The 20651-nt window shown below is 54.7% G+C and carries 10 protein-coding genes and 1 pseudogene; 7 read left to right on the top strand and 4 right to left on the bottom strand.

Going from position 1 to position 20651, the window contains the following annotated elements; all coding sequences use genetic code 11:
* Positions 1-7 precede the first annotated feature (7 nt).
* Complete coding sequence (locus LA5095_RS26975) at positions 8-532, top strand: single-stranded DNA-binding protein (RefSeq protein WP_055120721.1); 525 nt, start codon at positions 8-10, stop codon at positions 530-532.
* A gap of 55 nt (positions 533-587) precedes the next feature.
* Here the strand turns inward: LA5095_RS26975 and LA5095_RS26970 are convergent, their stop codons facing one another.
* A complete protein-coding gene (locus LA5095_RS26970; protein WP_055120720.1) occupies positions 588-1067 on the bottom strand; it encodes a hypothetical protein in 480 nt (159 codons plus the stop codon).
* 458 nt (positions 1068-1525) lie between these two features.
* Here LA5095_RS26970 and LA5095_RS26965 point away from each other — a divergent pair, with 458 nt between their 5' ends.
* Complete coding sequence (locus tag LA5095_RS26965; RefSeq protein WP_082442938.1) at positions 1526-3514, top strand: L,D-transpeptidase family protein; 1989 nt, start codon at positions 1526-1528, stop codon at positions 3512-3514.
* Between the two features lie 60 nt (positions 3515-3574).
* Here LA5095_RS26965 and LA5095_RS26960 read toward each other — a convergent pair whose 3' ends face one another.
* Positions 3575-4813: a zinc ABC transporter substrate-binding protein gene (locus LA5095_RS26960; protein WP_235808889.1), complete on the bottom strand. Its 1239-nt coding sequence runs from the start codon at positions 4811-4813 to the stop codon at positions 3575-3577.
* Between the two features lie 107 nt (positions 4814-4920).
* On the opposite strand from LA5095_RS26960, the gene LA5095_RS26955 reads away from it, so the two are divergent.
* The 3 genes and pseudogenes from LA5095_RS26955 (at position 4921) to LA5095_RS26945 (ending at position 7226) form a co-directional block, all read left to right on the top strand.
* Positions 4921-5409 carry a DUF3291 domain-containing protein gene (locus tag LA5095_RS26955; RefSeq protein ID WP_208992876.1) on the top strand — a complete coding sequence of 163 codons (489 nt, stop codon included), beginning with the start codon at positions 4921-4923 and terminating at the stop codon, positions 5407-5409.
* An 18-nt stretch (positions 5410-5427) separates the two neighbouring features.
* Positions 5428-5583 (top strand): annotated as a pseudogene (paaB, locus tag LA5095_RS26950) (1,2-phenylacetyl-CoA epoxidase subunit PaaB); the annotation flags it as partial.
* A 323-nt stretch (positions 5584-5906) separates the two neighbouring features.
* Positions 5907-7226: an HlyD family type I secretion periplasmic adaptor subunit gene (locus tag LA5095_RS26945; RefSeq protein WP_055120718.1), complete on the top strand. Its 1320-nt coding sequence runs from the start codon at positions 5907-5909 to the stop codon at positions 7224-7226.
* Positions 7227-7338: 112 nt separating this feature from the next.
* Here LA5095_RS26945 and LA5095_RS26940 read toward each other — a convergent pair whose 3' ends face one another.
* Complete coding sequence (locus tag LA5095_RS26940; RefSeq protein ID WP_055120716.1) at positions 7339-15828, bottom strand: beta strand repeat-containing protein; 8490 nt, start codon at positions 15826-15828, stop codon at positions 7339-7341.
* Positions 15829-16015: 187 nt separating this feature from the next.
* Here LA5095_RS26940 and LA5095_RS26935 point away from each other — a divergent pair, with 187 nt between their 5' ends.
* Positions 16016-17749 (top strand): peptidase domain-containing ABC transporter, encoded by a 1734-nt coding sequence (locus LA5095_RS26935; protein ID WP_082442927.1) that lies wholly within the window; start codon positions 16016-16018, stop codon positions 17747-17749.
* Positions 17746-19962, top strand: coding sequence for a peptidase domain-containing ABC transporter (locus LA5095_RS26930; protein ID WP_055120712.1), 2217 nt, complete (start codon positions 17746-17748; stop codon positions 19960-19962). The genes LA5095_RS26935 and LA5095_RS26930 overlap by 4 nt, the downstream gene beginning before the upstream one ends.
* A gap of 38 nt (positions 19963-20000) precedes the next feature.
* Here LA5095_RS26930 and LA5095_RS26925 read toward each other — a convergent pair whose 3' ends face one another.
* Positions 20001-20564 carry a phosphatase PAP2 family protein gene (locus tag LA5095_RS26925; protein WP_158510443.1) on the bottom strand — a complete coding sequence of 188 codons (564 nt, stop codon included), beginning with the start codon at positions 20562-20564 and terminating at the stop codon, positions 20001-20003.
* Positions 20565-20651 lie beyond the last annotated feature (87 nt).

Genomic DNA, 20651 nt, shown 5'->3' with positions numbered 1-20651 from the left:
GTGCAGGATGGCGGGTAGCGTCAACAAAGTCATTTTGGTCGGCAACTTGGGTGCTGATCCGGAAATTCGCCGGACACAGGATGGCAGGCCTATCGCCAACCTGCGTATTGCCACATCTGAATCCTGGCGGGACCGAAACAGCGGCGAGCGCCGGGAGAAAACCGAATGGCATCGCGTGGTCATCTTCAATGAGGGACTTTGCAAGGTCGCAGAGCAATACCTGCGCAAGGGCTCCAAGATCTACCTGGAAGGTCAGCTCCAGACGCGCAAGTGGCAGGACCAGTCCGGTCAGGACCGTTATTCAACCGAGGTCGTGCTGCAGGGATTCAATTCGAATCTGACGATGCTCGACGGGCGTGGCGAAGGCGGTCAGTCCGGCGGCCTTCCTGATTACGGCAATGAATCCCAGGGCGGCGGCGGCGGCGGCGGAAGTTTCGGCGGTGGCGGCCATGGCGGCGGTTCCGGTGGCGGCGGATTTGGCGGATCCGGTGGCGGTGGTGCCGGTCCGATGGACGACGAAATCCCGTTCTAGGGCATGTTTTCGGCCTGGAGCCTTCGGTCAGATGGCTCCGGGCGGCACATTGTTTTCAGTCTCCGTATTCCGGATAGCAGGGTGTTCCAGGAACCTCGTCGAGACCGTAATACGCGTCTGAAGTTCCCAGCCCGCAATGATAGACCGCCTCCTCAGCGCGCGTATCTCCACCCCGACCGGGCGCACCATTTACATGGGCAAGCTCATGGATGATCGTTGCAAGGACAGTCCAGCGGCCCATCCTGAAAGCGCTGTCCGCAATACCTATTTCGCCGGAGGCAGAATACGTTTTGCCGTAGAACGGTGTTGCGATACCCGGCCCGTAATTCACCCAGATGCTGCTGTCGTTTATCAGGTCGGTGAGCGTTCTGCTGTTCGGCAGTGAGCGGAAATAGTCGTCGCAGCTCAGGTTTCCAGCAACCATCTTGAACAATTTGCTCCGGCACCATTTCAACTGGTCGTGTTGTGGCGCGCTGAATTCAACGAATCCGGCCTGGGGCGAAACGTGATCCCCGATGTTGAATTGAAACGGCATTCGCTGCGCTCCGGATAATAATGTTCGGTTTTGTACTCACGTTCCTAGTTTTAACAGCGCCGCGTGGCCGTGATGAACATCACGGGTGAGAGCTTTTTTGTTGGCACTAAGTTATTCATACAATTTAAAAAAATGATCTACCGAACACAGGGGATATTCTCTTAGAGACAAAATCGTCACACTGAATTGAATTTAAAAGGTGTGAATGACGCTTGCCCTTAACCCCCTGATCAAGCCTGTTATAGTATTAACCAGTTTGCTTCTTGCGTTTCGCGTCACAGTTCCAGCAAAGATGTGCGGAGTTGAGCCGGAAACCGATGCAAGAAGAAGGTGCGGAAGGACGGTCTTCCGGGCGATTTCTTGACGGCAGAGAGGATGTGGTGTCCGGCTGAATGGGCAACGGATCTGACATCAGGCCGACTTTTGACTTGTGGGTTTAGGCAATGCAGGCAAGCGATATGAAACAAGACGTGCGCGTGAACGGGTTCCATGAAACGGACACTGGAAACCACTTCCGAACGGCGATGAAAAACTCGATCAAGGCCTGTCTCATGGCGTCGGTGCTTGCAACGGGGTTCGGTGTCGCAAGCACCGAACACGCCGCCGCTCAGGGACTGTTTCAGCGCCTGTTCAATCCTGAAAATCATCGCAGGCAGCAGGAACGCCAGAAGCAGGAGCAGCTGCGTAAAAAGGCCGCCACGGTGAAAGTGTCCGCACCGCGCTATCTCAACTACACACCCGACAAGTGGAAAGTTGTTTCGCTCGCACCGCTTTCTGAAAAGAAAACCGCAGAGATCAAGCCGGCAGGCGCGAGCGTCGAGCCTGCCGACACGACAACGGTGGAAAGAGACATTGTTCCGGTCGAACCCGTCGTGCTTACGAACTTCGACCGCGCACGCCCGGCACTCAAGGAACTGTCCCTGACTGTTTTGCCGGAAGTCGGAGAAGCGTTGATCGCCTATTACAGGGAACATCCAGATTTTGTCTGGGTGAAAGACGGACAAGCAACACCCAAGGCCGAGCAGATGCGCAAGGCCATGGCGGCGACTGGCAAATTCGCACTCGTCCCGGAAGATTATTTTGTTGCGCCCCCAGCTGTTTCAGGTCTCGACGCGGCTGAAAAAGAAGCTGCGTTGATGCGGTTTGAAATGGAACTGAGTGCGGCGGCGATGACCTATGTGCTGGACGCAACGCGCGGCCGGGTCGACCCGAACAGAATTTCGCAATACCATGATCTGCCGCGACACGATGTTGATCTGGTCGGCGCCCTCTCGGATCTCGAAAAAGCAGCAGACGTCCCGGAAGAACTGGCTGGCCATCAGCCGCAGAACGAGCATTTCCGCAAGCTGACTGCAGAACTGGAACGGCTGAAATCGGAAGATGAGGATGCCGGGCAGATTGTCATCGCACCAGGGACATTCCTGAAAGCCGGCAAATCCAGCCCGGAAATGAAGAATATCGTTGCTGCGATTGCAAAAAACGGATCGCAGGACCTGCTGACTGTACATGCCGAGACGCTTTCAGCCTACGATGACAGCGATCTTTATTCCCCGGAATTGATTGCACTTGTTAAGGCCTTTCAGAAGGAGGCTGACCTGACGCCGGACGGGATCGTCGGAAAAAACACGATCAATGCCCTGGTCGGAGAGACCAACGCTGCCAAGATCGCCAAGGTGGAACTTGCGATGGAGCGCAGCCGGTGGATCCCGGAGGAACTCGGCGCGCGCAAGGTGTTCATCAACCAGGCTGCATTCACGGCGACCTACACGGCCCCGGGTGAGGACCCGTTGTCCATGCGGGTGGTCGTTGGTAAAAAGTCAAACCAGACAAACTTCTTTTACGACCAGATCGAGGTCGTAGAGTACAACCCGTACTGGGGGGTGCCATACTCGATCATCGTCAATGAAATGTTGCCGAAACTCGCACGTGACCCGTCCTATCTCGACCGCGCCGGATACGAAGTCACGACACCAAGAGGGCGGAAGGTCTCTTCGGCGTCGGTGGACTGGTATGCAGTCGCCGCCAAACAGCAATCCATCAATGTACGTCAGTATCCCGGCCGTTCGAATGCTCTCGGCGCTGTCAAAATTCTGTTCCCGAACGAGCATCATATTTACATGCACGACACGCCGTCGAAAAACCTCTTCAACAAGGATGTACGTGCTTTCAGCCACGGTTGTATCAGGCTGCACGACCCTCAAGGCATGGCCGCCGCTGTCCTTGGAAAGTCGAAGGACTACGTAGCGTCAAGGATTGCCGAGGGGCAAAACGAGCAGGAACAGGTAACAGGCGATATTCCTGTTTATGTTTCCTACTTCACCGCATGGCCGGAGCAGGAAGGCAGCGGGATCGCCTACTACTCTGACATCTACGACCGCGACCGCCACTTGCTGAAAGCGATCGGAAAGACCGAGGCAGCGCGGGAAAAGGCCAGAAACGCGAGCTGAGAAAAAATCGAACGACCAGACATGAAAACGCCGGGCAACGCGCCCGGCGTTTTCATTTACTCATGATTGGCCTGAAAGACAGGAATTCAGTGAGGCTGACAGGCTGGACAGAAGTTCAGGATAAAGGTCCGCCCCGTTGTCAAGTTCCGTACCGAGAGGATCGAGCGTTCCCTTGCGGGCATCGCTTCCCTCCAGGACGACATCGACCAGTTTCGCATCGAATTGTGGCTCCTGGAAAACACAGGTCACGGACAGATCCTTGATCTGATCCTGTATTTCGGCAACCCTGCTGGCACTGGCGACGGTTTCCGGCGAAATTGTTATCGCGCCGCTTGCTTCGAAATCGAAGTGATGTTCGAAATGATGGTAGGCGTCATGGAAAACGACAAATTTCTTGCCTTCGACAGGCTTTAGCGTCTCTGCGATTTTCGTTTCCAGCGTTTCAATACGTTCTGCAAATGCGGCTGCATTCTTCTTGTAGATTTCGGCATTGTCCGGGTCAGCCTTGGCAAGCGTTTCTGCCATGACAGCAGCAATGGCAATTCCATTGTCCGGGTTCAGCCAGATATGCGGGTCCATTGCGCCTTCGTGATCATGACCGTGTTCGTCAGCATGGCCTGCATCCGCATGTTTTTCGTGCTCGTGCTCACTATCATGGGCGTGTTCGGAATGCGCATGTTCCTTTTCAGCACCTTCATGCTCATGTTCGTCATGCTCTTCGTGTTCGTCATGGTCCTTGTGATCCGCATGCTCACTATGGTCGCCGTGATCCTCATGATCCGCGTGTTCATCATGACCATCATGCTCTTCGTGATCAGCGTGTTTTTTGTGCTCATCGTGATCTTCATGCGACGCATGATCCTCATGATCTCCATGATCATGAGAGTCAAAATTGGCACCTTCGCGATAGGGAAGATGATCCATATTGGCCACATCCATCAGTTCAACGGTAGTTGCATCGGCAGCCATGGCGCTGATGGGCTTTGCAAGCGAAGCAGAGAGGGACGGTCCTATCCAGAAAACGACGTCGGCTCCCTGCAGCAGGAACGCCTGGGACGGCTTGAGCGCGAAGCCGTGCGGCGAGGCAGCGCCATCGATGATGATGTGCGGCTTGCCGACACCTTCCATGACCGCCGAGGCGATCGAGTGGAGCGGCTTGATGGTCGTCACGACATTAGGCGCTTCGGCATGTGCAGACATGGTCGTTGCCGCAAGCGCGAAGGATCCGGCGATTGCGGTTTGTGCAAGCAAGCGCTTTGAATTGCGAACGGGATTTGAAATCATGATAAAAGAGGCCATTCGGGAAGGTGTCCGGTGGATGTAATTTTATAACGCGTAACTTTATAACGTTCACATATCATCCACGCAAGCGTCTTTCAGGGTCAGGTCGGGAAGGGAATGTGGGAATGGTCAAGATGGCAGATCAACACGTGGCAGAGTTGAATATCGCTCGTCTCAAGCACGACATTAACGACCCGCGGATTGCTGATTTCGTCAACAACCTCGACCGTGTGAATGCCGCCGCTGAACGCAGTGACGGCTTCATCTGGCGTCTTGAGCTTGATGCCACCGCGACAGACGTGGTCGTGATGAATGATCCGCACATCATTGCCAACATGTCGGTATGGAGAGATATCGATTCACTGGAGCGATTTGTATTCCAGACGATCCACAAGCGCATTTATGCACGCAAGGCGGAGTGGTTTGATGCCATGGATAAGATGCACTTCGTCATGTGGCCGGTGTCCGCCGGGCACAAACCGGATTTGAATGAGGCCCTGGCAAGACTTGAGATGCTCAACACCCAGGGCGCATCTGACGAGGCATTTGGTTGGGACTACGCAAAGTCGTCCGGCCTCTGGAGAACTGAGTCGTGTGATAGTTCCGCCGCCTGACGATCGAAAGTCTGGACGATGGGAAGCGAATGGCCGCTTTGGGGAGCGTTCATCCGGGGACAGTACGGCCTGAACCACAGGCATGTCGGGTCCCCTCATGCACCGGACACCGCCATGGCGCTCAAACATGCACGCGATGTTTACACCCGCAGAAAGAAGAACGTCTCCATCTGGGGTTGTCCCATCCTTCCGGATGACCACCTCCGATGAGGTTTTGGATCCATACAAAGGACATGGTCTCAGGAAGGTCTACCCCATCCCAGTTTCAGGGAGGCCTTGATGCCGGCGCGCCCCCTTGAGGCAAGGAAGAAATGAAACACCGGCCTGGTCATGTTCAACACCATTGACAGAACCAACGACGACGACACCTCAGTTGCTCCTCCATGAGACTTGTGTGTCCTGCACATCGTGCTGACTTTCTAACGAGTTGATTCAGCAGATGTTTACTTTAAGGGCGCACAGTTCTCACCATAGGTACCGAGTGATAGTAGAGCGTCATGTTTTCCCGAAAATCCGCCAAGCAAGATTATTCCCTGGACATGCCCCTGGAACTGGAAGACGGGCCGCCGCCCTTCGCCTACAGGCGCATCCTGCAGGTGCTGTCTCTTGGAGCTGCCGCCTTTCTCGGCTGGTCCATCGTTGGGCAGGTACGTGAGGTTGCCAAGGCTTCGGGCGAAATTGTCCCTGCCGGCAAGATTCAGACCGTCGGCCATCTTGAAGGCGGCATCGTTGCAGAAGTTTTAGTTGAAGAAGGGCAACTGGTCGAAAAGGGAACACCCCTTGTCCGGCTGCAGGAAGCCGCAACCTCAAACGACCTTGAAAAAGTCCGCACCAGGCTCCAGTTCCTTGCGCGAGAAGAACAACGCCTAACGAACTACTCTCGGGAAGAGAAGAACGGAGACCCGAGGTTTTCCGGCGACTTCGATTTCAGCGAAGCGCAGCAGGCCGCTCTGGAAGCTCAAAAGAAGGCTATCGAGCAAGAGCAGCAGGCATTGAAGGCTCGGATAAACGAAAAGGAAGCTGAACTGGCCAGTGTCCTTGAGCGAATCTCGTTTCAAAGGACGCAGGTAGAAATCGAGCAGGAAAAATTCGCAATTCAGGAGTCACTCTTTGATCAGGGATATACGTCCAAGCGGCGTTTCCTGGACGCAAAGTCAGCGCACCAGATCGCGCAGAGTGAACTCAGTGAACTTATCGGACGAAAAGGCCGGGCTGAGGCGCAACTGGCTGAAGCCAAGGCAAGCCTGGAACGTTTCATCGCGGTCGAAGCAGAAGAACTGGCGGAAGAACGCAGTCGGGTGGTTCAGGAACGCAGTGAACTGGCATTCGAGGCGGAAAAACAAAGAGACCGGTTTGACCGGCTATACGTCCGAGCGCCTGCCAGCGGTCATGTCAAGACGCTGAACCTCAAGGGTCCTGGCAGTGTCGTTGCTCCGGGCGATGTGGTCGCTGAAATCGTTCCAAGCGACAGTAACCTTGTAGCGGAAGTCCGGGTATCCCCCAGAGACATCGGGCATGTGGAAGTCGGCGACGAGGCGGAGATAGCCGTCACGACATTTGACCCGAACATTCAGGGGACGTTGAAGGGCGAAGTTTCTGTCGTGTCCGCATCAAGTTTCAGAGATGAATACGGCAACTATTATTTCAAGGCCAAGATTCCATTGTCGTCCAACATGATCGGCAAGGGGTCACAAGAAGAAACGATTTCACCCGGCATGGTTGTCGACGCCAAGATTGTCACCGGTTCGAAATCTGTCATGCAATACCTGTTGAAACCGGTCACGCGCGCCATCGGAGATCCGTTGAGCGAACGATAGTTCGACAAGTTTCCAAACCATGATTTGCTGAATTATGAACAAAGACCCCGCTCTCCTGGCGGGGTCTTGCGCAATCATATTGTATTTCAATCTTGAAGAAAGGATCTAACGTTCACCAGCGTATTTCTTCAATCTCTGCAAATTCGACCTTTGAACCATCGGTAAAGTCGATCGAGCCGACAGCGTCGTCTGAAAGTTCCAGACGACCGCTGTCCGTGTCGGTATTTTCAATCGACCCGCTGGTTATCGTAACAGTCCAGTCTGTCCCGTATTCTCCAGCAGATGTGACGCCGGGACCACCTCCGAGATCGATAACGTCGGTCCACGCACTTCCGGTACCGCCGTAGATGGCATCATTGCCGTCCCCGAGTCCGTGCATGAAAAGATCGGATCCATCTCCGCCATGGAGGCTGTCGTCATCAGCTCCGCCGATAATGATGTCGTTGCCGTCACCACCCATGATCGTATCCTGGCCGCCTTCGCCGAAGAGAAGGTCTTTACCTCCATTGCCAGTGATCTGGTCGGCTCCCGCAACGGATCCGCCTTCGATCCTGTCGTTGAAGTCACCCGTCTGGATCGTGTCATTACCGCCGACACCGTCGACGGAGTAGGACTGTCCGGACCGGCTGAAGTTTCCGCTTGCGAGACCGCCGGTAAAATCCTGATCATAGTCGCCGGAAACTGAAATGGAGAAGGTCTCGGACGCCTCGGAACCGTCAGTCGACTTGGCTGTGATCGTCAGATCGATAGACGACTCCACCTGGCTGTCAAAAAACGCATGGTCGGCGATGGTCACAACACCGTCGGAATCGATACTGAACCGGTCGTCACTGAGCGAGTAGGCGAGGGCACCTCCACCCGGGTTCATGGACGATACCGAAATGCCCACTTCAGTGCCGGCATCAGCCACTTCATGAATGGTGTTGCCGGTCGTGTTGGCGTCGGACAGCATCATGTCCGTACTCATCGAGAGGTCGCCCACCTGAACGTCGCCGTCGGCGAACCTGTAGTTTTCCACGTTGGAAACGGTATTGGTGCCGTCAGGCGATCCTGTACGCGTGTCGATTACGGTGTAGCTTCCATCACCGTTGTCGTAGATGTTGTAGTCACCCTGATTTCCGCTCAGAACCATGGTGTCCTTGCCAGCACCGCCATCAACCGTATCGTTGCCGCCGAAATTAAAAATGACATCCTCATTTTCAGTGCCGTTGATTGTGTCGTCACCACTCGTCCCGAGTTCTATACCGAGCGTTTCCTGATAGGACTCATTGTTTGCATCCGTCACCTGCACGGTCACGGTATCGCTGAGGGACGTCTTTGCATCGTGTTCGGACGTGGTTGAGATATCGCCGGAGGTCGCGTCGATCTCAAACGCGCCATCGCCGTCATCCGTGAAGCTGAAATGGAAGGAATCACCGGCATCGGCATCTGCAACCGATGCTATTCCGGCAACAACCGAGCCGGATGCAATCGTCGATGCATCTGCTCCGGTGGAAACAACAACAGCGTTGTTTGCCGGATCTCCCCAGCCTCCGCCACCGGAGGGGTTTTCCGTCAAACCGGTGATCGATGCATCACCTGTGATGGTAATCTGGTAGGGACCTGTGGTGGATCCTGATGCGGGGTGATTGGAAGAAGTGCTCAGCGCCTCGCTGTCATTCAGCGGATAGCTACCGATGACCACCATGTAATCGCCGGCTTCAAGTCCCGTTCGGCTGATGAGGCTATCAAGGGAATTTGTGCTGCCGTCGCTTCCCGCGGCGCCGTCGTCATTGCTGGTCACAGACGTGAACGTGCCGTCGCCATTGTCCTTGTAAAGGAATATCTTGCTATCCAGGTTGCCGCCATTGAATCCGCTGGCCAGCACATCGATCGTCAGATCGCCGCCATCATGGCTGATAGACCAATGATCAACAGAGTTGTTGCCGCTGCCATCAGAAACAATTTCACCCGTTACGACCCCGTTGCCGCCGTCGGTCTCCGTCAGCGCAAGTCCTTCGTTCGCCGAAAATGAGATATCGGTCGGAGCTGAATTGACCAGGTCCGAGGCAGACAGCGTACCATCGGCAAACTCGAAGTTTTCGACATCCCAGACAGTGTCCGTCCCGTCCGGTGAGCCGCTGCGCGTGTCTGCGATTGTGAAAGAACCATTGCCATGATCGGTGATCGAGTAGTCGGCATGGTTTCCGGAATAAACCGCCGTGTCGTTGCCGCTGCTGCCGCTCAGGTAGTCGTTGCCTGCACCACCTTCCAGTGTGTCGTCGCCGGAGCCGCCAAACAGGGCATCATTTCCGCTGCCACCATCAATTGTGTCATCATCGTTTTCGCCTGAAAGCCGATCCGCGCCTTCGCCTCCAATGATGGTATCGTCGCCACCGCCGCCATAGATGGTATCATTGCCTTCGCCACCATCCAGATGGTTGGCATCCGTGTTGGGCTGTGCACCTCTTTGATCGTCGATAAAGTCGTTTCCACCGCCACCGTAAACAGTGTCGGCACCTTCGCCGAAAATGATTTCGTCGTCGCCGGCTTTCCCATAAACCGTATCATCGCCGCCGCCGCTATAGATGGTGCCGCCGTCCTCGTGCGCGGTGATGGTTTCCGCGGCATCTGTCCCGGTAATCGTTGGTTCCGCAACGCCTTCGTCGACGAATTCGGTTTGACCGGCACTCAATTGGAAAGACTCTGCGACATCTGTAACGTTGACGTCGAGCGTCTGCTGCGAACTGGAACCGTCTGAGGAAGTTGCGGTCAGTGTCAGCGAGATTGTCGGTTCGCTTTCAAAGTCGAAACGCGCACCTGAGGCAACCGTCACGGTTCCATCGTTTGCCACGTCGAAGCGGGCATCATCCACGGAATAAGTCACCGTGTCCGTCACATCGGCGTCGGATGCAGAAGCTGTAATGCCAACCGTCGTGCCTTCTCCGGCATCTTCTGCAATGGCGTTGGCGCCGGCATCCGTATCCGTCACGTTGGAGACGGCTGTTTCGTTTACATCGGAAACATCGATGGTGAAGGTTTCATCCGACGTGGACCCGTCAGAGGATGTTGCGGTCACGGTGACGTCGACAGAGCCTTCTGTTTCTGCGTCGAAAGAAGCACCGGCAGCAACCGTAAGGGTACCATCATCTGCAACTTCGAAGCGGTCGTCATCAATGGTATAGGCCACCGTGTCGGTAACATCGTCATCAGTGGCTGAAACCGAGATGCCGACTTCGCTTCCTTCGGCTGCATCTTCGGCAATCGCGTTTGCACCGGCATCCGTGTCCGTCACGCTGGAGACGGCTGTTTCGTTCACATCGGAAACAGCGATGGTGAAGGTTTCATCCGACGTGGACCCGTCAGAGGATGTTGCGGTCACGGTGACGTCGACAGAGCCTTCCGTCTCCGCGTCGAAGGAAGCGCCGGCGACAACCGTGACGGAACCGTCATCCGCAACTTCGAAGCGGCCATCATCGATGGAGTAGGTGACCGTGTCGGTAATATCGTCATCCACGGCTGAGACCGTGATGCCGACTTCACTCCCTTCAACGGCATTTTCTGCGATCGTGTTGAGGTCTGCATTGGTGTCCGAAATCGCGGAAACTGTGTATTCGCTGACATCGGAGACACTGATCGTGAATGTTTCCTGGGACGTCGAACCATCTGTTGAGACAACGGTGACGACGACGTCAATTGAACCTTCCGTTTCCGCGTCGAAGGACGCGCCGGTTGCAACGGAAACTGTTCCGTCGTCGGCAACCTCAAATCGGTCGTCATCAACGGAATAGGAAACAGTGTCGGACACATCGGCATCGAACGCAGAGGCGGTGATACCGACTGTAGTACCTTGTCCAGCGTCTTCGGCGATAGTGTTGGCACCGGTATCCGTATCCGTCACGTCGGAGACGGCCGTTTCGTTCACATCGGAAACATCGATCGTGAATGTTTCTTCGGATGTGGAACCATCTGAGGATGTTGCAGTCACCGTAACGTCGACTGAACCTTCGGTCTCCGCGTCGAATGAGGCCCCGGCAGCAACAGTAATTGTGCCGTCATCTGCCACTTCAAATCGACCGTCATCGACTGAATAGGCAACACTGTCGGAAACATCGTCGTCGGAGGCAGCAACTGTGACACCAATTGCAGATCCCTCCGTTGCGTTTTCCGCAATTGTGTTGGAAGTGCTGTCCGTATCAACGATTTCGGAAGTGGAATGCTCGTTGATGTCGGAAACACCGATCGTGAATGTCTCCTGCGATGTGGAACCATCAGAGGATGACGCCGTCACCATGACGTCGATGGAACCTTCCGTTTCTGCATCGAACGAAACACCGGCCGCAACGGAAACGGTTCCGTCATCTGCAACATCAAATCGGTCGTCGTCGACGGTGTAGGAGACCGTGTCGGAAGCATCGTTGTCGGCCGCAGAGGCCGTGATGCCAACTGTCGCTCCCTCAATCGCGTTCTCGGCAATGGTATTGGCACCGCCATCCGTGTCCGTCACGTTCGAGACAGCTGTTTCGTTCACGTCGGAAACATCGATCGTGAAAGTTTCCTGCGACGAAGAACCGTCACTTGATGTGGCTGTCACCGTAACGTCGATGGAACCTTCGGTTTCTGTATCGAAGGAAGCACCGGCAGCGACAGTCACGGTTCCATCGTCGGCAACATCAAATCGGCTGTCATCGACGGAATATGTGACTGTATCACTTTCGTTTTCGTCTGTAGCTTTGACAGTGATCCCAACAGCCGCGCCTGTGCCCGCATTTTCTGCAACCGAATTTGACGCATCATTCGTGTCTGTCACAGCACCAATATCGCGTGCGACAAGATCGCTCGCAGGAATATCGCCGTCGGAAAAGTGGAAATTTTCGACATTCCGAACCGTGTCTACGCCATCCGGAGAACCGTCGCGCGTGTCGGTGACAGTAAAGCTGCCGTCCGGATTTTCCACAACGTCGTAGTCTTCACGATTGCCGCTGAAGGACGCCGTATCATTGCCGCTTTCACCATCAAGCACATCGTTGCCGGCTCCGCTGACAAGCGTGTCGTCACCATCTCCGCCTTTGATGTTGCCACCGTCTTCATGCGCCGTAATCGTATCGTCGCCCGATCCGCCGGAAATGGTCGTTTCCGAAACTCCCGTATCCACAAACGTAACGCCGTCGTCGTTTAGCCGAAGATCTTCAGCAACATCATCGAATGTGACAGTGAAGGTTTCAGTTACGGAAAGCCCGCCGGCATCCGTCGCGGTGACTGAAACTTCAACGGATGGCTCCGATTCAAAATCGATGCTTTCGCCAGATTTCAGGCGCAATGAGCCGCCGAGGATCTCAAAGCGATCATCTGAAACCGTGTAGGTATGTGTGTCTCCGGCATCCGGATCAGATACAGACAAGGCACCTACAGTTGCACTTGAGGAGTTCTCTGCAACGGTGCCTCCCATGAAATCGGAAAGCGTTGCGTTTGCATAGACCGAAAGGCCCTCACCATTGATCGTGCCCAGAAAGTCTCCGCCGATATGGCCCTGACTATGCCCGGCGATGGTGCCCACACCCAGGTCGTTGCCGCCATCCCAGTCGCCATCTGTCCACCCAGTCTGCTGCGCAACCAGACTGTTGGAGACATTCATCTCTCCAAGCCCGAGAACGCTGGACAACAACAAGGAAATGGTATCGACATCCTTGTTCAGCTCGAGCGCAAAGTTGTACTCGGTATCGGGAGAAATCTCGGCACTCAATTCGAGATTGTTGCCTTCGCCGGCATAGACGTGAATGCGCCCGTTTTCGATGACAACGTTCAGACCGTAGACATTGCCACCGGTCTCAAAGAGGGTTTGTGTTGAGGACACGTCCGATGCCGTCGTGAACGACATCGAAAACACGTTGCTGTCGCTTTCAAGACCCATGTCCGAAATGCTGGTTCCGGAAGTGAAGCCGTCCCAGGCAATGAAATCAGCATGATTGTCGGTATTCAGAACAAGCGCTGTCGGTGCCTCGTTCACGTCTCCGATCGCGATGGTGACGCTTTCCGAATGGGTCAGGCCTTCTGAGTCGGTCGTCTGAACGGTGATTGTGTGGCTGTCGGCCGCTTCATGATCGAGTGAAGCACCGTCCTTGACCCTAATCTCGTTGCCGACAATCTCGAAGGAACCGGATGGGTCGTCGGTGATCTCGTAGGTATGAGTATCTCCTTCGTCTTCATCCACCGTTGACAACGTGGCAACAACCGTGCCGGACGCGCTGTTCTCATCGACAAGCGGCTTCAGGTAGTCTTCAAGTCCCGCATTCGCGTAGACAGACAGGCCATCACCGTTGATGGTGCCAAGAAAATCGCCGCCGGTGTTGCCCTGGCTGCTTCCGCCGCCGATTGTGCCGACGCCGATATGGTTGCCGCCATCCCAGTCGTGGTCCGTCCAACCGGTTTGCATGTCAGCCAGGCTGTTGGAAGTATCCATTTCGTTGAGCGGCAACTCGTCCGACATCAACAGAGTGAGGGTATCGGAGTTCTTGTCGAGCTCGAGCGCCAGATTGTATTCGGTGCCTGGTGTGATTTCCGCGCTCAGTTCCAGATCATTCCCGTCACCCGCATAGACATTGATGCGCCCATCTTCGATGACGACGTTCAACCCGTACACATTTCCGCCGGTTTCAAACAGGGTTTGAGGCGTTGTCACATCGTCTGCCGTCGTGAACGAGAGCGAGAAGACATTGCTGTCGCTCTCAAGTCCACGGTCGGAAATACTGGCAGAGGAGGTGTATCCGTCCACAGCCGAAAAATCGGCTTCGGTGTTTGCATTCAAGACCAGTGCAGCCGGCGCTTCGTTCACATCATTTACGGTGATCGTGACGTCTTCGGAATATGTCAGACCAGCTGCATCTGTAACTTGAACAGTGATCGTGTGAGTGTCTGCACGTTCATGATCGAGTTTTGCACCATCGCTGACCCGTATTTCATCTCCGACAATCTCGAAATAACCGGAAGGATCGTTCGTGATAGAGTAGGTATGACTGTCTCCGGCGTCTTTGTCCGTCGTTGAAAGGGTAGCCACGACAGCGCCCGCCGAGCTGTTCTCATCGATTGCCCCGCCGGCAGTTTCAATATCGGTTGGTGTCTCGTCGATTATATTGGTGACGTCGATGGAAAAAGTTTCTTCAGACCTGGATCCATCGGTCGATTCGGCTGTCACGGTGATGTCGATCGAGCCTTCACTCTCCGCATCAAACTTGACCCCGTCCGCGATCGTGACGACGCCATCACCTGAAACCACGAAGCGGTTGTCATCCACCGAGTAAGTCACAGTGTCGGAGACATCAGCGTCCTCGGAAAAGGCTGTGATACCGACGATATCGCCAGCAGCGGCATTTTCAGCGATGGAATTGTCAGTCGCATCCGTATCGACGACCAGGGAAGCGGCAAACTCGTTGATATCCGAAACAGCAAGGTTGAAGACCTGCGATGAGGTTGACCCATCGCTGGAGATAGCGGTTACCGTGAATGAAATGTCACCTTCGGTATCGGCATCGAACGTCGCGCCTCCGGCAACGGTGACAACGCCGTCATCGTCGATTTCAAATCTGGGATCATCAATCTGGTAGCGAACGGAAGCCGTTGCATCAGGATCGCTCGCATGTGCGGTTATGCCGACGGTGGCCCCTTGGGACACATTTTCTGCGATTTCGTTAGCCGAGTCGTCAACATCGGATACGGCCGACACATCGCTTTCATCGACATCGCTAATCGCGATCGTAAACGTTTCCGATCGCGACGCACCGTCCTGCGCTGTTGCAAGAACCACAATGTCGTGTGTTCCGGCGGTTTCTGCATCCAGCTCGCCGGCTACCGTCACCACACCCGTATCGGGATCGATCGCGAACAATCCTCCCGCATCATCAAGCAGGCTGTAAGTCACACTTGATCCATCGGACGAATCCGAATTTGCGGTGATACCTATTGCCGAGCCGATCGCGGCATCCTCATCTACCGAATTCTGGGTACCGTCCACGTCTGTGAGGGGGGACAGCTCCGAAGCTGTTGCTTCCGGTGTCCTGGTCACATCTTCGGACTTGCCCTCCGACTGCCCCGAAGAGGTCGGAACGCCGCCCGGAGTGCCAAACTCCGGCTGCGATTGTTGTTGTTCGCTGGAAGCTTGCTGAAGAATGGGCTCGGTGACACGCGGGGTCGAACCGTTCTGCTGGATTTCCGAAGTCTGTGCGTTGCCCTTCAGGGTTTCATCCGGCGCAATCGCAAGTCCTGACACGCCGTTTGCGATCTGCCCGGCATCATTCTGGGTGTCGGCAATGGGGGTGGAGGGGAGATCGGAACTGGCGGTTGAATCCCTCGAGAGATCAGAAGTATTTTCGGAGTTGTGGGTTTCTTCGCCGTGGTTCGGTTCACCCTCATGGCTGCCGAGGTGAAGATTGGCGTTCACCTGTTCGTTGGATACGCCCATATCCTGGTCCAGGTGATAGTCGTGGGCCTTTCCCAAATGCTCGTTCCCGGTATCAAGCATTCCGGAATGAAGATAGTCATCGGAACTCACGGTCGAATCGGATCCGCCGTTTTCCTCATCTGGCTGCTTGTTGTTTTTGGGATCCCGGGTTTCGGAGTCGTTTGCCATTCGGTCGCCTGTCCGCACATTTTCCGATAATGACACTGAACGACGGCGTTCTTAACAAAGCGAAAAAGTTTGAGCAGAAACTTTCGAATTGTTGGAAATATATTTCTGAAAACACCCTATAAGGTAAACTGTTTTTAAACCGGAGCACCACACTTTGTGTAGGCGTGGACATCACTCTGGCTAACTTATGTTGAAATCAATCCTTTCGTCTTTCTTTCTGCCCCGCATGAGGGTGAAGCATTCGCCGAGCGACAAGTGGATTTCATCACCACGGTTGCCGCGCGACGTCATCGTCGGCTCGATATTTGCAAACATTCTTGGTCTGGCGATGCCGCTCGCCATTTTGCAGGTCTATGATCGGGTGCTGCCGAACGCCGCTACCGACACACTTCTTGTCCTGATGCTTGGCGTGGTGTGCGTACTTTCAGCAGACGGCGTTATCAAGGTCGCGCGTGCTGCGGTCGTTGGCCGTCTTGGAGCCAGCTTCAACCACCAGGCCCACAAAGAACTGTTCCGGCGTGTGCTGGACGCAAAACCCGAGCGCTTTGCCAAAACCCCCGTGTCCGTTCAGGTGCATCAGCTCAGGTCGCTTCAATCGATCGCAGACCATTACGGAGATCAGGGAAGGCTTCTTGCGATCGATCTTCCCGCAGGCAGTATCTATCTCGCTGTGCTGATCTTCATTGCAGGGCCGCTTGCCATCGTTCCTGTAGCGCTTCTCGGCATCTTTATTCTGTTTGCGGTCAACCGGAACAGAGTGTTGCAGAAACTGGTTGCAGACCGAGCCACGCAGGACGACAGGAAATCCGATTTTATCCTCGAAGTGTTGTCCGGTGCAAAAACCGTGAAATCGCAGGCGATGGAATCGCTGATTATGCGACGCTTTGAACGTTTGCAGAAAGAAACCGCCAAACTGAGCGCGAGATACATGCGGTTGGCGGGCCAGGCGAGAGACGCGTCAACGCTCTTTGCAACCATGACAACGGTCTTTGTCGTCCTTTTCGGCGCTGCCATGGTCATAAACAACGAATTCAGCATAGGTGGCGTGGCAGCAAGTACGCTGCTTTCCGGCCAGTTTGTTCAACCGTTTTTGCGCGCGATCAATCAGCTCACCGACATGCAGCGCTTGAGACACGATTACAATCACGTAGAAAACTTGTTCGAACTGCCCGAGGTGGAGCAAAACCAGGCAGGCAGCATCGATCCGGACGGCTCGATGGAACTGGTCGATGCCTCATTGGAAAATCAGGTTGGACGCAGACCTTTGCTCTCGGGTCTGGATCTGAAAATCAATCCGGGTGAGTTCGTCGGTTTTAGGGACACGAACGGAAACGGCAAATCGAGTCTGATGAAACTCTTTTCCGGTGAGCAGTCGCCGACGCGTGGCAAGGTGCTCGTTGGCGGGTATGATTTTTCCGGCCCATACAAACAGACGCTTCGCAAATCGGTCGCCTATGTCGACAGTAAATCGGCTGTCTTCAACGGGACAATTCTCGAGAACATAACCATGTTCGGTGCTGTTTCGGATATTGCGCATGCAAGGATGGCGGCAAAGCTTATCGGTCTTGAGAAGGAAATTCACCTGCTGCCAAAGGGTTATGACACCCAGATAGGTGCCGATCTGGGTGGAAAGGTTCCTGCATCCACTGTGCAGAGGATCTGCATTGCCCGGGCGCTGGCTGGCGAGCCGAAAATACTCATTCTTGACGAAGCAAATGCACTTTTGGATCAACGCGCCGAAAAGGCACTTGTGGAGGCTCTGAAGCGCCTGAAGGGCTCCCTGACCGTTGTCATCGTAAGTCACCGGCCATCGATGCTTGCGATCGCGGATCGCCAGATAGAACTCCAGAATGGCCAACTACACGAACTTGCCGGCGATACCGGCACCTCTCAATCGAGAAATGTGGGAATTTCAGCGTGACCCGTGCGCTTTTTGATCTGAATGACTTGAATCCGCAGACAAATCCGGTTCACCGGCAATGGAATGAATTGTCAGATGAGCTGAATCCCTCATTGGCGAACGACACGGCATTCAGCAGGTTGAGTGAAGGCACCACGCCGGCCGAAAGGTGCCTTGTGCCGCTTTTGCGCGAGATGAACTGGCAGGGGAACGATCGTCTGCTGTTTGAAGCGCTTCCCCACTTCGACCGGATTGAAACTATTGAGGACTTTCGGATCGTTCTGAACCGGATCAATGTTTCTTCGAAGTTATATCGCGGCAAAGCCACGGAACTCACGGAAGCCCAGCTTCCCTGTTTGCGGGTGACACACAACGACATTCAGGTTCTGGCCAGCAAGACCGAAAGTGGAGAGTTCAGGGCCTATTCCGGTGAGACGGGCCAAGCGGTTGTCTTGACGGCAAGGGAGGTTGCCCGGCAGGACGTATACGTCGTTTCCGAAGAACGGGAAGAAAACAGCCAGGTCAAGGGCAATCGCAGCTGGTCATCGAGTGCATCGAAGCAATTCAGGGCCAGCATTGTCTCCATTCTCGCAATCGGATTTGTTCTTAACATCGTCGCACTTGGGCCTCCCTTGTTCATAATGGCTATCTACGACAAGGCCATGGGCGCAAAATCCATAGACGTTCTGATCACGATGGCTGTCGGGATCGGTATTGTTCTGCTTAGCGAAATAGCGCTTCGACGAACAAAAAACGTTCTGCAGTCCTATCTGGGTGGACGAATTGACGCCATCGTCGGGAACATGACATTCGAACGCATTCTGCATCTGCCCTATGCCATGCTGTCGGAAGCACCTATCGGAACGCAGGTCATGCGTTTGCGTTATTTCGACAGTGTGCGTGATATGTTTCAGAGTTCGCTTTTCAACGCGGTCATCGATCTTCCGTTTACGCTGATCTTCATCGTTGCGATCTTCCTGATCGGTGGACCTGTGGCTCTGCCACCGCTCGCCCTTCTCACGATCTATGCCCTGATTGCGGTCTATGTACTGCCAAAGGTTCAGCGCGAGGTCGCTGCCGTCGGAGAGCAGAAATCGAAACTGAACAGTTTCATGATCGAGACCTTCCGGAACCAGCGCGCGCTGCGGAACCTGTCTGTGGAAGACACCTGGCTGGACAGGTTTTCCAACCTATCGGCCAGTTTCAACAGGCTCAATATTCACGCCCGCAACCTGACGCATTTGCTGCAAACGATTTCCCAGACACTCATGACAGTCTGCGGCGTTCTTGTACTTGGAATAGGCGCAATGCAGGTCATGAACGACAACATGAGTCTGGGTGCCCTGATCGCAACGATGGCGTTGTCTTGGCGTGTTCTCAATCCGATGAACCAGGCCTTCCTGAGCATAACGCAGCTAGCCCAGAGCAGAACGGTTCTGGAGCAGATCGACAATCTGATGAAAGTGCCGCTCGAGCGTGAACCGGGCCACATGTCCAAGATCACCCGCGATGTGCAAGGTGACCTGAAAATTTCTTCTCTCGTTCTGAGATATCCAGGTGCAACGGAGGCATCTTTGAAGGGTGTCGACCTGACAGTGCAACAGGGGGAAATGATCACCATCACCGGACCGAGCGGTTCCGGCAAGTCTACGCTTTTCCAGGCAATCACCGGTCTTTTCCAGCCGCAGGTCGGCTCGATACTGTTTGACGGTCTCGATGTGCGCCAGCTGGATGCCGGTGAATGGCGCTCCAAAATCGGATATGCGACCGATGATTTTGATTTCTTTTATGGAACGGTCAAGCAGAACCTTCTGCTCTCGGAACCTGGAGCGAGCGACATCCGTTTGAAAGAAATCGCAGAAAAGCTTGGATTGCTGCAGTATCTGAACGATAATTTCGAGGGTCTCGAAACACGCCTGAACGGGGAAATTCTCAAACAGATCCCGGACAACATGAAGCAGCGGATTGTGCTGGCCCGTGCGCTTGTCAAGGACGTGCCCCTCTATCTGTTTGACAACCCGGGAACGCATCTGGATTTCGATGGCGATCGTAAATTCATGGACATGATGCAGGCGCTTCACGGCAAGGCGACCATCCTGATCAACACCCAGCGTCCAAGCCACATGAAAATGGCCGATCGTGTTGTGGTCTTCAATGCGGGCCAGATCGCGATGATGGGGCCGCCGTCTCAGGTTGTACCTGTTCTGATGGGACAGACCGCCAAGGCCGGGTAACCGGCGCGCGCTCGGGTACACGCGCCGGCAAGGTTTTCTCAGGATGAGCCGGCTGCACGGATTTGGGAAGCTGTTTGCTGAAACACCGGTCCGGCAACAATTGCATCCGCATAAGCGTGCCCGAGTTTCTGACCTTCAGACACGTCCATCGGGTAGTGCACGCCTGCAACGACACGCCCATGTCCGATGCGAGTCGCAAGATCCATGAGTTCATTGCTTTTTTCGGGAAAGATTTCTGCGAGCAGCCTCGCATATACGACGGCTCGAATGGAATGTCCGCTCGGATAAGACGCAACAGGCCGCGCATCGCCAAGGGGCTCGACAGCCGAGCTGATTTCAAACGGACGCGGATAATCATAAATGCCTTTGACGGCGTCATAATCTGCCCGGACTTCGTCGATTGCGTTGTCGATCAACACTTTCAGGGCAGGGCCGTCGACTTCAAAGATCGCATCGCCGACAACAGGTGCAAACCTTTCAAGATCGAGTGTTGTTTCCACGAATTTCGTTTGCTGCGGTGTTCGGGTTTCCTGAAGCCAAAGCACGGTAGACATCTCCTCGTGGAATTTCGGCGTTCCAAGCGCAGGGGGGTCTTTGATCATGCCCGTTGAATCCACACTTGCGGCGGGTAACAACGAATTCACAAGCTCAGAAGCCTGCACTTGCGCAGCTGACACGATGAATACGAC

The sequence above is a fragment of the Roseibium album genome, from assembly GCF_001404515.1.
Taxonomy (GTDB): domain Bacteria; phylum Pseudomonadota; class Alphaproteobacteria; order Rhizobiales; family Stappiaceae; genus Roseibium; species Roseibium album.
This window is presented reverse-complemented; position numbering and strand designations above follow the sequence as displayed.